The following is a 16,452-nucleotide window of genomic DNA, read 5'->3' on the forward strand; positions in this document are numbered from 1 at the left end:
GTTTTTCTCTTTTTAGTTAATAATATAAACAAACGAAGGGTTCTTATTTGGCTCACCATAAACAATTACTGAACCTCTGTATTATCATCAGCACTATGAAATAAAGCCAAACAAGCAAGATAAAATTGATTCTATTTTTCCCTATCACTTTCAGTATAGACATATGGAATGTATCAAGTAGAAGCCGTATGATTCCCGTGATTAGAACACTTATACCCATCCACTAATACTCATACAGGAAGCGTACTAAAAATGGCATATGAAGCGATTATCATCTATCATCTTCACATGCCATTTTATTTGAAGGGAACATTTACCGAATAGCCCTTTTCAGTCGTCTCCCTCTAATGGTACGACCGTCTCATTAGAAAGAGACGAGTGTACCATTAGAGGGAGACAAGTGTCTCACTGCAAGGAGACGCCTTATATATCTGCTGTTTTTTTCTTTTATACCGAATATCTGCAATTCCTCCCAAATAAAACAGAAAGCAGCATTCTTCGGAATTGGAATAAAGTATTCTAAAAATAGAAATTATTCCTTTTCTTTGATTTTCTCTTTATAAGACTCAGGAATACCTTTTACATAATTCTCTTTACAACCTTTAGGAACCACAATATAATCTATATCTACAATAAAAGGCAGCACTTGATTCGTTAAAAATTTAGGGCATTCCTTTCCTGTAAATTCAATAGATTTCACAGGATAATTTGTTCTTATTCCATAGTTTCCTACCTCAATAAGATTCTTAGACAAAATAATTCTTTCAAGGCTCTTACATCCGATAAACGTATGTCCTTCAAGTTTTTTTATGCTGTCTGGAATCTTTATTTCTTTCAATGAAGTACAATTTTCAAAACATCCTATCTCCACAATAGTTTCTCCATTACCATCTACCGTTGCATCATACACTATAAAGTCTTTCAAATCGGCACAGTCTGCAAATGCTCTATATCCTAAACGAGTCACACTATTAGGAAGTTCTACTTTCACAATCGAAGAGCTACAGAAAGCACTATTTTCCACTACTTGGATACCCAAAGGCAATTTTACTTCCTTCAAACTCTTATTTCCATAAAAAGCCTGGTCTTGAATTTCCTTAAGTCCTTCCGGCAATGACAGAGTAGAGATTCCACAATCAATAAATGCAGAAACACCGATCGTTTCAATTTTTGTTCGTGACAAATCCACCTCAGACAAATTGATACAATCTTGAAATGCAGATTCTTCTATTGACACCAGAGTAGAAGGAAAGTTGATCTTTTGTATTTTACTATCCATAAAAGCAAATCTACCGATTCTTTCTATTCCTTCATTCAACACAACCTCTACAATCTTACTATCCCTAAAAGCAAATTCAGAAATAGCTTTTACATTATTTGGAAAAATAACTTTAGAAACGTTTTCATCTGAAATACCCTTTACCACTCCATCCTCTATAATGAGTGATTTAGTGGATTCATCCGGAATTGTTTGCCCATTTTTCACTACAATTTTAAATGCAGTATCTTTTCCTCTCATCACCGTACCTCCTGCCGATGACCATGAAACCTGACTGGCCGTCTGAGTTTCTATTACAACAAAGCTCAGCTCTCTCGTAGAAGAAGTTGAAAACCATGCAGCATTATCAATTGCAAAATAAGCGATTCCGCTTTTATCGGTTGTACTTTTATAAGGTGTTTCTGTTTTTACATCTTCCTTAAATTTTAAGAACGAAGCTTCATCAAACAATTTCACAATACAATCAGGTTGAACTTCACCTTTTTCATTCACCACTGAAATTCTTACAGCAGTGGTAGTGGCATCATTCATATTTTCTTTTTTGCAAGAAAACAACACCGTTGTACACAATAATAAAATTAAAAATGGATAAAAAAGTTTGTCTGTCATAACTACATGGTTTAATTTTTGTATTAATAATATCTTTTCTAATTCGTGATTCGAAGTATACTTATCTTATAGACACAATAGCCAATAAAAGTCAGTCAAGATCCAGTCATTCATATAAAACTAAAAAAAATAACAAATTGTTCAACAGAAGAAGTCACATACGGATGATTTTCAAAATAATATCACAGCTATCATGCCATATATCTGAAGGACAAAATAAAAATCAAACACAAAGCATTGCGTAAGAATTCAAAACTTAAAACTTATGCTTCCATATGGGAAACAGTTTTTAGAAATATGTATAGAATAGAAGTCTATAATATCTTCTTCAGGAGGATTACCTAATACATTATACAATCCACATCTGAGAACTAAAGATTTATCATCAAACTCTTTCTTAAATGTATATCCCACATCCAGTCTATAATTGAATTTTCCACGATCTGTCCTAAAACCTATTTTTTTATCTTCCTCAAGCCAATTATCCTCAACCTGAATCCTACCCGATTTCATAATACAACCTAAAGAGAAAGCAGATGATTTATTTAGCTTATACGACAAAGCACTCGCCGAATAATGAGGTATATCATACAATGACGGAAGTTTTCCCAAATGTTCAAGCCCATTAAACCATTCCCTGCTACGGGAATATGTATAAGACTGCTGGAACGTCCATCTGTCATACATATAATACAGAAAGAATTTTATACCATAACTATCTCCCTTCCCTGTTATCATATATTTACTCCAATCATTATCCACTACCACTGCACTTGGCCCCAAGGCCACAAGATTCCGTCTTGTTTTATAATACACAGATGTTTCTATCTTTCCTTTATTTCCCGCAAAGTTATTTTTCCATCCCACTTCATAATGTTCCGACGAGCGCGGTTTAAATCCTTCGATACTGGGCATTCTAAAATCTGTCGGAAGAGCAAATCCATTAAAGCTTATATAATGATAAAACTGTTCCATCTTTGAAAAATTAAGATAGAGCATATTATTATTATCCGGAGTATAGTTCAGCGCAAACCGAGGTTGTATGCTGTAATAATTCCGATAATTTACCGGACTGTAAGCCACAAAATGTACACCCACACGAGTGGAAATTTTATCAGACAATCTTAAATAATTATCATAGTAAACCGAATATTGGTTTATAGCCTCAGCCTGCTTCTGACGAGTTCCTCCAAAAGCAGCCATTTCATACCTCTCGTGTGTATATTTTGCCCCCAAACGGACAGAATAAATATTCTCCGGACTATAACTGAACTCTGTGGAAAGATTGAATGTTTTTATTCCATTACCTATTTCATTATCAACAATTTCAGAATTTACTGATTCATTGCCATTCCATTCATCTCCCAATTCGGCATCCCACCCCCCATCGGTACTTTCCTCGTTATCCGAACCAAAGCCAAGCACATCGGCATTGGCACGGCTTGAATATGCCGAATAATAAGCAGAAGTTACATTACCCAGTTTTCCCCACTGCCCATTATAAGATAGTTTATAAATCTGATTATTCCATTTCACCACAGGAATAGCTTCTTCAGTATATATGGGGATTCTAAACTCATCATACGTATTATATGCCAAAAGCTTTATCGAACTGGTAGGAGAAAGATAATACGAAAGTTTTGCATTAAAATCCAGTGAATAATGATTTTGCTTATTTTGCTCAGAAAGTAACTGATCAAAAAAATCCATCCAGCTTCTCCTTACACTGAACAGATAAGATAACTTATTTTTTATGAAAGGCCCTTCTAAAGTAAGTGATGCTGCCGGCATATCGATAGAAAATATCCGCAAATGCTCGTTTTTGTTACCATCTTTCAAGTTAAACTCAGTAACAGACGATAAGCCACCTTCCAGCCTGATTGGGAAAAAACCATTATGAAAAACGATGTTTTTGATGGCATCTCCACAAAACTGCGGCAACTGAGCACTGATATGTCCCGGATGAAATACAGGTACTCCATCCAGAAGAATGATATTTTCATCATAGCTTCCCCCGTTCACCATAAAATTGTTTCCGGTAGGGATTCCTGTTACACCAGGCAAGATCCATATTTGCGAGAACAAATCATTGCCATTGAACGAAAGCATTCCTGAAGATGTGATTTCCGACAACTCTACTTCATTTCTCATAGACTGTACTGTCACCTCACCAACCTCAAAAAGCATAGGATTTAATTTTATATTCACACTTTTCTCTCCATACAGATGAAGTGAAGTTGAATATTTTTCAAAGCCCATATAAGAAACCTCCAAATTATACGCTCCTTCTGTCAGCTCCTGATAAAAGATACCATTTTCATTACTTACCGTATAATACAGCTTCCCTTCACTATCTGTAATTGCAACCATGGCTCCATATAGTCTTTCAGATGTTGTATTATCTGAAATGATACCCGAAACCATATATTCGTTTTTTGAATCAATACGTATCACAATTTTTCTTCCGGGCATTTCTGTAAGACTGAATTTATAGTCTTTCAACAAAATAGAAAGAAGTTGCGATATAGTCATTGTGGCCGATTGCGGTACGATACAGTTCTTCTCAGAATCTACATTAGACGGATTGTACGAAATTGAAACTCCTTTTTGCTTTTCTATAAACCGGAACCATTGGAGTACAGAAGCCGATGAAGCTCTGACAAACAAAACTTCATCTACCAATTTTTTATCAGAACTTTGGATAGAATTGCCTGTGTTTTCCATGCTTATAAACTCAGTATTCCAGTCTTTTGTCAAATCCTCAGACCAGACATTGCTTATACTCAGAAAAACGAACAGAAACAATACTACCTGTATCGGCTTTTGCATCATGCCAGTAATCCCTTTTATTTATAAAGTTTATAATGTTTTCCCGGTTCAATCACCTCATATTTACAATCGCACAGAAAAGCTAATTCTACTACAATCGCGTCTACATCATCCAAGTTTATCTTACTTGTAATTTTATTATTCTGCAATTTCTTTTCTACATCAATTTTCAACCCGATAACTTGCTCTATTTTTGCAGCGACATCTGCTATAGCCACATTTGTAAACGAGAGAGAACGAGGTTGTTCTTCGAAAATCTGGAATGGATTTTCAATACTTCCAGTCTTTAAGACATTATGTTCTAATTCCGCTTTCTGATTGGCTTTTATCACGACCTTATTGTTCTCCGACTTGACACTTACAATACCCGTTTTGACATAGACTCCGGCTTTTCCGTCGTTTGCCGCATCTACAAGAAACGATGTACCCAATACCTCAACCAGAATGCGTTCTGCTTCAACTTTGAAGGCTCTTCCGTTCATTTTCCTTACATCAAAGAAAGCCTTACCATTTAACTTTATTTCTCGTGCATATTTATCTCCACGGGATTTATAGCTTACATTGGCATTCGGATACAATATAACAGACGAACTGTCCGGCAGATAGATTTTCTCTTTCACTGTAGAATGATTGGCATACCACATTTCCTCTGTCTGCTGACTTTTTAGGAAAAAGAGCGTAGAAACAACCATGAGAATTATTACTGAAGCAGCTACATAGAACACAGACATACTTACTCTCTTTTTCTTTCCGTCGGTTATGCTATAAACCTTTTTTTCCTGAGAAATACTTCTATCTATATGCTGTTCTATTCTTTCCCAAGCTTTTTCGGTATTGAAAACCGGCGGCTTCTGTGGAGAAACAAGCTTTACCAACCGATTGTATTCTTGCGTATGCGACGCAATCCATTCTTGAATATCATCAGTTTCTTGCCTGGACAATGTTTCTCCTGCAATATATTTAGCTAACAATTCATTAATATAGTCTTCTGTATATTTCATCTTTATTTATGGCTGGTAATGATTGATAGAACTAAAGTGATAAAAACTACAACTGTAACTATATAGGTCGCTGCAAATTCTCTAAGCAACTTAATGGCTTTTCCCATTTGATTTTCTACTGTCTTTTCGGACAAAGACAGCATTTGGGCTATTTCTTTATATTTCATCCCTTTGAGTTTCGATAACAAGAATATCTCTTTACACTTAGGAGGAAGCACGGAAAGTGCTTCTTTCAAGATTTCCTCAGGCGTTTTTTTCTCATCATCCATAGCCTCCTCATCCCATAAACAGGCTCCAGCCGACGGATTTTCCTCTATAGACATCACACACGAGTCTTTTTTACGCAAAAATGAAATACATGCATTTTTCACTGCCGTAGTAATATACGCAGCAAACTCCTTGTCGGGAAGAGCATCCTTTCCCTTATCCCATATAGTAATGAAAAGCTCCTGCACTATATCCTCCGAATCGTCTGCATCGGAAACATATTCATATGCAAGACTACAAAGTCTAGTGTAGTGTTCATTGAACCTGGACTTGAAAATTTCTTTTCTGTCAGTATTCATTGGACGACATTTATTTGTGAGTATCAGATGTATATTACAAATATACAGATTATGAATTTAAACCCTAATGATTGGAATCATTTTTTAATGACAGGCAAGCCGGATTTGTGATATACCATTCACTTCAGCTCCGTTTTGCCTGTCTGTGATATTAAATTGCAAGGTTTAAAACTTAAAACTTAATCCGGCAGTAAGAAATCCTTTATTTCCAAGACCGGCTTCAACAAAACCTCCTACACGTTCGTTTCCCACTCTCACAGCTATCGGATTTACCTGATAAGCAAAATCAGTACTGAAGTTTGCCTTTTTTTCAGATGTTTTTTTATCAACGGGAGTTTCACTGTGTCTTGAGAAGTTTACACCGGCTGCAGCCGTTCCATACAACTCCACTAGTCTGCGCTTGTAGTAAACAAATTCAGCAGTAGGAAGAACAAGTAAGCGCAAATCTTTCTCCTTTATCGATGGAGTCTTTTCTCCTGCTATAGAAAGTTTACTGCTCGACATTCCGAATCCCAGGTCAGCACCTACTCTGAAACGGTTGATAGAATATCTGTAGCCCAAGCCATATATCATACTGTATTTACTGTCCGAACGCTTCGTTCCAGTAATAGCCTCTTCTATTCCCATACCAAGGATATCTACACTCCCTTGTGTCAATCCATCGCTCACAGAGATTCTCAAATCGTGTTTTTTATCATTTGCCACAAAATCTTGTGTAGTACTCTGTGCATTTACTACATTAAAACCAGCTACCATAAAGAGAGACAATGCGAAAAATTTCAGTTTCATAATTCAATGTGTTTAGTTAGTTAATGATTCTTTTTTCTTTCTTTTCACTGACATAACGCAGGATTACTTAAAAACCCCTATGCCTCTCTTCAAAAAATATAAAAAAAATGTCCTCCCGACTTTCGTCAAGAGGACATTCCATTCTATAATTACCTTAAAGGTTATGTTTCTTACCAGATATTGACACGTTTTTCAGGTGCAATATACATCGAATCGTTCGGAGTGATACCGAAAGCATCGTACCATGCCTGGATATGAGGCAAAGCACCATTTACACGCCATTCTGCCAATGAGTGAGGATCCGATTTAGTATAAACACGAATCTGTTCGTCACGAATATTGCCAGCCCATACCAGTGCATACGACAGGAAGAAACGTTGTTCTGGAGTAAAGCCATTTTCAACACCCAGAGGAGATTCCTTCATGGCATGCTGCAACGCAGCGTATGCAATCTTCAAACCACCGTGATCGGCAATATTTTCACCCAATGTCAGTGCACCGTTTGCATACAATCCCGGCAATACTTCAATCTTGTTGAAGAAGTCTACCATAACTTTTGCACGTTCTGTAAAACGTTCTGCATCGCCTTCTGCCCACCAGTCTTTCAAGTTACCATATTTATCGAACTGACGTCCCTGATCATCGAATCCGTGAGTCATTTCATGTCCGATTACTACACCGATAGCTCCATAGTTACAAGCATCATCTGCATTCATATCGAAGAACGGATATTGCAGAATAGCAGCCGGGAAACAAATTTCGTTTGTAGACGGATTGTAGTATGCATTGACAGTCTGAGGAGTCATCAGCCATTCATCCTTATCTACCGGTTTGCCGATACGGCTCAACATATCATCCAATCCCCATTTAGCTGCACGACACACGTTAGCCCAATAAGAATCTTTTTCTACCTTCAAAGCAGAATAATCCTTCCATTTGTCCGGATAACCGATTTTTACATGGAAAGCATTCAGTTTTTCCAGTGCTCTCACTTTAGTACTGTCGCTCATCCATTCCTGTGCCTGGATACGTTCACCCAAAGCTACCTGTAAATTCTTCACCAGCTTCAACATACGTTCTTTTGCGGCAGCAGGAAAATACTTCTCTACATACATCTGTCCTACCAACTCACCCAACATTCCGTTTACAGAGTTGACCGCACGTTTCCAGCGAGGCTGATTTACCTGACGTCCAGACAATACCTTACCATAGAAATCGAAACGAGCAGCAACAAAGTCATCGCTCAGATAAGAAGCTGCTGCATCAATCAAATTATACTGCAAGTAAGAGATATGTTTAGATACAGGCAATGTATTCATCAAATCACCTACTTTCTGAATCGGTTCCAAACGTTCTACGTTCAGTTCTTTCACTTCCTGTATTCCCAATCCTTTCAGACAAGCATCCCAGTCTACCCCCGGAATGTTTTTCTTCAAGTCCGCATAACTCATCTTATGATAGTTGGCTTCCGGATCACGACGTTCTACCGCACTGAACGATGCCTGTGCAATGGCAGTCTCTATTTCCAACACATCATTCATTTTCTGCTGTGCTTCGGCCTCTGTAAAGCCAGCCAGACGGAACAACTTGCTGATGTATTGTTTATAATTTTCGCGGATATTAACTGTCACAGAATCCTGATCCAGATAATATTCTTTTTCACCCAAGTTGATACCTCCCTGAGCAATCTGGAAAATATTTACAGTACTATTCTTAGGATCGGCATACACATAACTGCTAAAATAAGTACCCACACCACAATTTGCCAGTTTTACCATCATCGGTACAATCTGACTTTTATCTGTGATAGCAGCTATTTCTTCCAACTGAGCCTTAATAGGAGTAACCCCGTCGTTGTTCAGTTTCACACTGTCCATAGCCAAAGTATATAAATCTCCTATCTTCTGTTCCTTGCTTCCGGGAGTTCCTTTCTGTGCGGCACAGCTTTCAATCAATTCGCGTACCTGCTTCTGACTATTCTCGAACAACATGTCGAAAGTGCCATAGCGCGAATACTCTGCAGTCAGCGGATGTGCGTCATTCCATCCACCACAAGCATAACGGAAGAAGTCCTGTCCAGGAGCTACCGTTGTGTCCATATTTGCCAGATCAATACCCGAAGTACTCTGTACTCCTTTCTGGCCTGTACAACTTGCCATTGCAGTAAGAGCAAACGCTGCAACAGCTACACAATGTTTTGTTTTCATACTTCAATATTATTAAAACAGTAAGTAATTTATTCTTTTACAGTGAGGCTTTCCTGCTCCATCAAGGCTGCCTCCCACTCTTCTTCCGCCTCAGAAATCTGCTGTTTCAGCTGTTGATGCTGTTCGTAAAGTTTCATATCCGAAGCACCTTCGGGTGTAGCCATCTTTAACTCCAGTTCTGCCACTTGCGATTCCAGTTTTTCTATACGATTCTCACAGTCGGCAATCTGTTTTTCTACCTTGCGGAGCTTTTTATTCAGCTCTTTCTGCGCTTCATAAGAAAGCTTGTTTTCGCTGGCCTGTACAGTTTCTTCTTTCTTGGATGCCACCGTAGGCGACTGGGAAAGCTGCAGTTCGTTCAGGCTCTCCATCTTCTTTTTCTGCAGAAAATCGTAAATACCACCGATGTGCTCCTTCACGACTCCCCCACCAAATTCGTAAACTTTGGTGACCAGTCCGTCCAAGAACTCACGGTCGTGTGAAACTACAATCACCGTACCATCGAATTCGCGGATAGCCTCTTTCAACACATCCTTTGAACGCATATCAAGGTGATTGGTCGGTTCGTCCAGAATAAGGAAGTTCACCGGCTCAAGCAGCAGTTTAATCATAGCCAGACGGCTGCGTTCTCCACCGGAAAGCACCTTGACTTTCTTTTCGGAAGCTTCTCCTCCAAACATGAAAGCCCCCAATATATCACGAATTTTCAGACGGATATCTCCTTTGGCCACACGGTCTATAGTGTCGAATACAGTAAGGTTTTCGTCCAAAAGCTGTGCCTGATTCTGTGCAAAATAGCCAATCTGTACGTTATGACCTATCACCAGTTTCCCTTCATACGGAATCTGATCCATGATGCACTTGACAAGGGTAGACTTACCTTCACCGTTCTTTCCTACAAACGCTACTTTTTCACCACGGTTGATAGTCAGTGTTACATCGTGGAATACTACGTGGTCGCCATAAGCCTTTTTCACTCCTTCACAAATCACCGGATAGTTTCCCGAACGCATGGCCGGTGCAAACTTCAGACGAAGCGAAGAAGTATCTTCTTCGTCGATTTCAATCGGCACAATCTTTTCCAGCTGCTTGATGCGGCTCTGTACCTGCACAGCTTTGGTAGCCTTATAGCGGAAACGTTCGATAAAGTCTTCTGTATCTTTTATTTCTTTCTGCTGATTCTCGTACGCACGGAGCTGCTGCTCGCGACGTTCCTTGCGCAACACCACAAACTCGTCGTATGCAACCTTATAATCGTAGATATGTCCGCAGGAAATCTCAATTGTACGGTTAGTGACATTGTTGATGAAAGCACGGTCGTGACTTACCAGCACGACTGCACCCGGACTGACTTTAAGGAAATTCTCCAGCCACTGGATACTTTCAATATCGAGGTGGTTGGTAGGCTCGTCGAGCAACAATACATCCGGACGACGCAACAACAACTTCGCCAACTCGATACGCATACGCCATCCGCCACTGAACTCGGAAGTAGGACGGTCGAAATCGCTCCGGCTGAAACCAAGCCCAGTCAGTGTACGCTCTATCTCAGCCTTATAATTGGTACCTCCCATCATCAGGAAGCGCTCATTATCGTGTGTAAAACGTTCTATCAACTCATGATAACTTTCCGAATCGTAATCGGTACGGTCTGCCAACTCCTGATTCATACGCGCAATACGATCCTGCAATTCGAATATATGCTCAAAAGCCATCTCGGCCTCAGCCATCACCGTACGCGTATCACTCAGAATCATTACCTGTGGCAAATAACCGATAGTCACTCCACGCTGTACGGCTACTACCCCCTCGGTAGGCTGCTGGAGACCTGCCAGAATTTTCAGCATAGTCGACTTTCCAGCACCATTCTTTCCAACCAGCGCAATACGGTCTTTCTTATTAATCACAAACGAGACATCCTCAAACAAAGGTGTCACTCCAAACTCAACTTTCAGTCCTTCTATTGAAATCATGGGCTTCAATTTCTTTACAAAGTGTTGGCAAAGTTATAATTTTTATCTGAGGATTGATATGCTAACGTCCTTTTTTTCAGACACGGAGACAATTCACACATCATTTTCCTCTGCATTTTAGTAAAAGGAAATTTATGCTTCTTAAATAGTGTTATAAAACAGCATTTTATTGAGCTTTTATTTGCAGATAAGCCGAAAGTCCGTACCTTTGCACTGTGTTTTTCATAGTATTAGATTTAAGGTTAACAAAGGTTGGAGTACAGCGGTACTCCTTTTTTTATGCCCTTTTGTAAACAGACTTCTTTTACCGGTATTCTTTAACCCAGTTTATCAGCAAGAAAAGCATTCATTACCATAGATATAAATCTATCCTTCCATTCGTAAATTCAAGACGACGACGTCGGCTGTACAACCGACAACGCTGATTATATATCCAACGACGGCAACTCTGCATTCAACGACGGCGATTAAAGCCTCCGACAGATCTCATTATTCCTCTGTGCTAAATCCTTCATATATCCATCCAAAAGCCACAAAATAAAAAGCCCGGCATACATCCATACGGATATTTGCCGGGCTTATCCCTTATTTAAAGACTATAAAGTCTGTTTACTCTTCTGTATAACGTTCGATAGTCTGTGCACGGTCGGGACCTACAGAAACAATCTTAATAGGTGTACCCAACTGTTCTTCCAAGAATGAGATGTATGCATTGAATTCTTCAGGGAATTCATCTTCACTGGTCATCTTAGTCATGTCGGTCTTCCATCCTGGCATTTCTACATATACAGGTTCTACACCTTCAGTGATATCGTATGGGAAGTAATCGATTTCTTCTCCATTCACCTTGTAAGCTACACAAGCCTTGATTGTATCGAAGCCATCCAACACATCGCTCTTCATCAAAATCAGCTGAGTAACTCCGTTCACCATGATAGAATAACGCAAAGCGACCAAGTCTACCCAACCACAACGACGTTCACGTCCGGTTACAGCTCCGTATTCGTGACCCAAATCACGGATTGTCTTTCCGGTTTCATCGAACAGTTCTGTAGGGAACGGACCTGCTCCTACACGGGTGCAGTATGCCTTCATGATACCATATACCTCACCAATCTTGTTAGGACCTAATCCCAATCCGGTACAAGCTCCTGCACAGATGGTATTAGAAGAAGTTACAAACGGATAAGAACCGAAGTCTACATCCAGCATTGTACCCTGTGCACCTTCGCACAACACGCTCTTTCCTTCTTTCAACAGGTTGTTGATTTCGTGTTCGCTGTCTACCAAGGGGAACTGACGCAGATATTCGATACCTTCCATCCACTGTTTTTCCACTTCAGTAATATCATATTCATAATTCAGACTCTTCAGAATCTGTTCATGGCGTGCCTTTGCAGCTGCATATTTTGCTTCGAAATTATGCAAGATATCACCTACACGCAAACCGTTACGGCTCACTTTATCTGTATAAGTAGGACCGATACCCTTACCTGTTGTACCTACCTTCGATGCACCTTTGGCAGCTTCGTAAGCAGCATCCAATACACGGTGAGTAGGCAAAATCAGATGTGCCTTCTTCGAAATATGTAAACGTTCTTTCAGTGGATGGCCACTTGCTTCGAGCGCTTCGGCTTCAGCCTTGAACAAAGCAGGATCAAGTACTACGCCATTACCGATAATGTTCACTTTATCTCCCTGGAAAATACCCGAAGGAATAGAACGAAGTACATATTTCTGACCTTCGAACTCAAGTGTATGACCGGCATTCGGACCACCCTGGAAACGGGCTACCACATCGTAGCGGGGAGTCAATACGTCGACTACTTTACCTTTGCCTTCGTCGCCCCATTGTAAACCTAACAAGACATCTACTTTCATGATTTCTCTTTATTTTATAATTCTTACTTACTTTTTTTACGTCTGGCTCCCATACACTTACTGCAGAGTCCGTAAATATACAACGAATAATGTTGTGCATGAAACCCTTTCATACGGGTTTGTGCTATCACCTGCTTTAAAGCCTCGTCTTCAAACTCCGAGACCTTACCGCACGAAGTGCATATCATGTGATGGTGGGTTTCATTGTTGTACGAACGTTCGTACTGGGAAGTATTGCCAAACTGATGTTTGATAACCAGACCGGCATCGATCAAAAGAATAATCGTATTATAGAGGGTAGCACGGCTTACACGGAACTTTTCTTTCTCTGCCATATGATAATATAGCTCATCAATATCGAAATGTCCCTTGATGGTATAAATGGTATCGAGTATAGCATATCGTTCAGGTGTCTTTCGATGCCCGTTCTTTTGCAGGTATTCTGTCAGAATCTGCTTTGCCTTATCTCTTATATCCTCTTCCATCTGAGTAATCCGTTCAGCCGTCAAAGATAGCCTTTTTTATGTAATTGGGAAAGATTATTTATAAATATTCTATCTCCAATCTGATTTCACCAGCCAGCAACCGTACATTCTCTTTCTCCGACTTTAGCAGGGCCTGCAAAGGTTTACCCATTTTGCGTGCATTGTCTTTCGACTGCAATGCAAACTTGCACAAGGCCAATGCTGCGGCCTTCTGCACACTTACGATATCTCCTTCCAAAGCCGTAAATGCCTGATCCAGGAATTCGGCCTCTGCCCGCTCGTTGAGTTTCTGACCTTTCATCAGCAGACGGGCCATCAGCAGGAAGCCGCATAACTGGAAGTACTCACGGTCATCGGCCATCCAACGGAATACCACCTCCGACGCGTAAGGCAAACGCTGGAAAAGATTCATTACAGTATATTCTGCCAATTCCGGATAGTGCATGTCTTCTATCCAGATATCTGCTATCTCCGGACAAAAAGAATCTACCGGCTGCAATAATCCTGCCAGAATCTTACATTCGCGGATATTCTCTTTCCACAAAGCCTGAGCTACTTCATGATTGGGTTCGTAAGCAGCAGCAATCTCCTTGATACGGGGAAACTCTATACCGAAATTCAGTTTGTATCCCAAGCCTTTCTCACGCATGCTTTGCGAAATTACTCCGTTCATAAACAAACGGAATTTCGACTTTATATCTTTTATTGTTTCATGTACATCTGCCATAGTTTTTCCTTTAAAAGCGCATTATAAATTTGAATATTCGCGGCTATAGCGTAACATCTGTTCGGCATAGCCTTCCCCGTAAGTAACCTTTACATCGGTAATATTGCCTTCGGCATCCAATACCGGTGTATAAACTGGATTCACAAAACCTTTATACGGAGCCAAATGCAGTTTGCGATAGCGTTCCAGTACCTCTGCATGCAGCACTGCATCTACTTTCACGGCATAATTTTCTACCAGCATACGGGCTGCTTCGTAATCGCCTTCGCTCTTGATACGCTGAATTTCGGCAAGAAGCTTACCGAATAGCATACGCAGTTTGCAGTAATCATTTATTTTTACATAAGTCTTTCCATCACGTACTACCATTTCCACTACCCGTTCTTCACGTCCCTGCTCCAATGCCCAACGTGCGATGAGTTGACGGTTACGCATGTGTGCTTCTTCTACCGTACATCCGGGCTCAATACGTACAAGCTGTGTCATCAGACCGTTCATCATATACGAATAATATTCTGCCTTATAAGCATCCGCATCGGGGACCAATCCCAATTCTACCATCTTGGCATCGGGCAGATAATACAGACCGAACAAATCGGCACGTGCTTCTTCTATGGTTGAGCCATGTGCTTTCAAGGCATCCGGATCGACACCGGGTAAAAGCTTTCCCGAACCATGTCCAAGACATTCGTGCAAGTCGGTATGCAAATCATCGGTAATATCTGCATACGTTTCCAGCAGCCTGAGTTCTTCCGGACCGTATACAAATTCTTCACGGAATCCATTGCCATGCGCTGCTTTATTGTATGCTTCTGTCAGGTTACCAATTGTAACCGATTTCGAACCATGCACACTACGTATCCAGTTGGAATTAGGCAAATTGATACCAATAGCCGAAGCCGGATACAAATCCCCCGCCAGCATTGCGGCTGTGATAACTTTAGCAGACACTCCTTTGACTTGTTCTTTCTTGAAACGGGCGTCTACCGGTGAATGGTCTTCAAACCACTGTGCATTCTCACTGATTGTCTCTGTACGGCGAGTTGCTTCAAGGTCTTTAAAGTTTACAATCGACTCCCAACTGGCTTTCATCCCCAGCGGATCGCCATAGCTTTCAATAAATCCGTTTACGAAATCGACAAGCGAAGATGTATCTTTAAGCCATTGGATAGAATAGCGGTCGAATGTCTTCAAATCACCAGTATGGTAGAATTCTATCAGCAAACGAATCACTTCTTTCTGCGTATCGTTTTCTGCCACATCCATAGCTTTCTCCAGCCAGTATACAATCTTCTCTAAAGCTGCGGAATACATACCTCCTATCTTCCATACTTCTTCCTGCACGACTCCGTCTTTTTTTACCAGCCGGCTATTCATACCGTACATTACCGGTTCTTCATCGTCTGCCAACTTCTGACTAGCATAAAACTCTTCTGCTTCCTGTTGGGTTACTCCTTCATAATAATTGGCAGCAGAAGTCAGAATCAAATCTTCCCCATCGGCCTGATTCACTCGTTTAGGCATCACCGAAGGGTCGAATATCACCGGGAATAATTTATGACAAAGTTCGTCTATGCTTTCTCCTTCTTCCAAGGGCAATACAGAACTGTCTAACGAATCGATCAGACTACGTAAATAAACTGCAGAAAATTCAGGTATAAATTTATCACAAGCATAATGGTGATGAATACCGTTGGCAAACCAAACCCGCTTCAGATATACTTCCAAAGCCTGAAATTCGGAAGTAGAACGTTCACCTTCATAATGAAGGTATATAGCCTCCAACAGACGACGAATTTGCAGATTATATTTACCATTCTGATCGAACAGAATATCTCTTCCCTCCAAAGCAGCTTGCGACAAATAATAAATCAGTTGTTTACGCGGCAATGAAAGCTCTTCAAACCCATTTACCCGATACCTCAACAACTGCAAGTCTGCAAACTGTTCCACTGTATAATTAAAAGAATTTTGTTCCATACTTTATCATTTCAAATTACCTACAAGAACAAATTAAAACAAAAAAACGAAGAATCCTGTATACATAAACGTATGATGTACACAAAATTCTTCGTTCTGTTCTGATTTACAAATATATAAATTATA

Annotated in this window: 11 protein-coding genes; all 11 read right to left on the bottom strand. The window is 40.1% G+C overall.

The annotated features are described in order from the left end of the window. Positions 1-532: 532 nt before the first annotated feature. Positions 533-1,888, bottom strand: coding sequence for a leucine-rich repeat domain-containing protein (locus O6P32_RS05000; RefSeq protein ID WP_269877157.1), 1,356 nt, complete (start codon positions 1,886-1,888; stop codon positions 533-535). Positions 1,889-2,137: 249 nt separating this feature from the next. Then, positions 2,138-4,720, bottom strand: a complete 2,583-nt coding sequence (locus O6P32_RS05005) for a TonB-dependent receptor (RefSeq protein ID WP_269877158.1) — start codon at positions 4,718-4,720, stop codon at positions 2,138-2,140. A gap of 14 nt (positions 4,721-4,734) precedes the next feature. Further along, positions 4,735-5,718 carry a FecR family protein gene (locus tag O6P32_RS05010; protein ID WP_269877159.1) on the bottom strand — a complete coding sequence of 328 codons (984 nt, stop codon included), beginning with the start codon at positions 5,716-5,718 and terminating at the stop codon, positions 4,735-4,737. Positions 5,719-5,720: 2 nt separating this feature from the next. Continuing rightward, positions 5,721-6,284 (bottom strand): RNA polymerase sigma-70 factor, encoded by a 564-nt coding sequence (locus tag O6P32_RS05015; protein ID WP_269877160.1) that lies wholly within the window; start codon positions 6,282-6,284, stop codon positions 5,721-5,723. Between the two features lie 165 nt (positions 6,285-6,449). Continuing rightward, positions 6,450-7,073 (bottom strand): hypothetical protein, encoded by a 624-nt coding sequence (locus tag O6P32_RS05020; protein ID WP_269877161.1) that lies wholly within the window; start codon positions 7,071-7,073, stop codon positions 6,450-6,452. Between the two features lie 170 nt (positions 7,074-7,243). Beyond that, positions 7,244-9,280, bottom strand: a complete 2,037-nt coding sequence (locus O6P32_RS05025; RefSeq protein WP_269877162.1) for a M13 family metallopeptidase — start codon at positions 9,278-9,280, stop codon at positions 7,244-7,246. 29 nt (positions 9,281-9,309) lie between these two features. Next, positions 9,310-11,253: an ABC-F family ATP-binding cassette domain-containing protein gene (locus tag O6P32_RS05030; RefSeq protein WP_178266982.1), complete on the bottom strand. Its 1,944-nt coding sequence runs from the start codon at positions 11,251-11,253 to the stop codon at positions 9,310-9,312. 609 nt (positions 11,254-11,862) lie between these two features. After that, positions 11,863-13,134, bottom strand: coding sequence for an adenylosuccinate synthase (locus O6P32_RS05035; protein WP_178266983.1), 1,272 nt, complete (start codon positions 13,132-13,134; stop codon positions 11,863-11,865). 23 nt (positions 13,135-13,157) lie between these two features. Next, positions 13,158-13,643: a Fur family transcriptional regulator gene (locus O6P32_RS05040; protein ID WP_405370785.1), complete on the bottom strand. Its 486-nt coding sequence runs from the start codon at positions 13,641-13,643 to the stop codon at positions 13,158-13,160. 34 nt (positions 13,644-13,677) lie between these two features. Next, on the bottom strand, positions 13,678-14,346 hold the full coding sequence (locus O6P32_RS05045) for a DNA alkylation repair protein (RefSeq protein ID WP_178266984.1): 669 nt from the start codon (positions 14,344-14,346) through the stop codon (positions 13,678-13,680). 21 nt (positions 14,347-14,367) lie between these two features. Next, positions 14,368-16,326: a dipeptidyl-peptidase 3 family protein gene (locus tag O6P32_RS05050; protein ID WP_269877164.1), complete on the bottom strand. Its 1,959-nt coding sequence runs from the start codon at positions 16,324-16,326 to the stop codon at positions 14,368-14,370. Between the last annotated feature and the right edge of the window lie 126 nt (positions 16,327-16,452).

Source organism: Phocaeicola acetigenes (assembly GCF_027529745.1).
In the GTDB taxonomy this organism is placed as follows: domain Bacteria; phylum Bacteroidota; class Bacteroidia; order Bacteroidales; family Bacteroidaceae; genus Phocaeicola; species Phocaeicola acetigenes.

Excerpts from the sequence above, each read along its gene's own strand:
- O6P32_RS05000 (WP_269877157.1), bottom strand. The coding sequence starts at position 1,888 with ATGACAGACAAACTTTTTTATCCATTTTTAATTTTATTATTGTGTACA.
- O6P32_RS05005 (WP_269877158.1), bottom strand. The coding sequence starts at position 4,720 with ATGATGCAAAAGCCGATACAGGTAGTATTGTTTCTGTTCGTTTTTCTG.
- O6P32_RS05010 (WP_269877159.1), bottom strand. The coding sequence starts at position 5,718 with ATGAAATATACAGAAGACTATATTAATGAATTGTTAGCTAAATATATT.
- O6P32_RS05015 (WP_269877160.1), bottom strand. The coding sequence starts at position 6,284 with ATGAATACTGACAGAAAAGAAATTTTCAAGTCCAGGTTCAATGAACAC.
- O6P32_RS05020 (WP_269877161.1), bottom strand. The coding sequence starts at position 7,073 with ATGAAACTGAAATTTTTCGCATTGTCTCTCTTTATGGTAGCTGGTTTT.
- O6P32_RS05025 (WP_269877162.1), bottom strand. The coding sequence starts at position 9,280 with ATGAAAACAAAACATTGTGTAGCTGTTGCAGCGTTTGCTCTTACTGCA.
- O6P32_RS05030 (WP_178266982.1), bottom strand. The coding sequence starts at position 11,253 with ATGATTTCAATAGAAGGACTGAAAGTTGAGTTTGGAGTGACACCTTTG.
- O6P32_RS05035 (WP_178266983.1), bottom strand. The coding sequence starts at position 13,134 with ATGAAAGTAGATGTCTTGTTAGGTTTACAATGGGGCGACGAAGGCAAA.
- O6P32_RS05045 (WP_178266984.1), bottom strand. The coding sequence starts at position 14,346 with ATGGCAGATGTACATGAAACAATAAAAGATATAAAGTCGAAATTCCGT.
- O6P32_RS05050 (WP_269877164.1), bottom strand. The coding sequence starts at position 16,326 with ATGGAACAAAATTCTTTTAATTATACAGTGGAACAGTTTGCAGACTTG.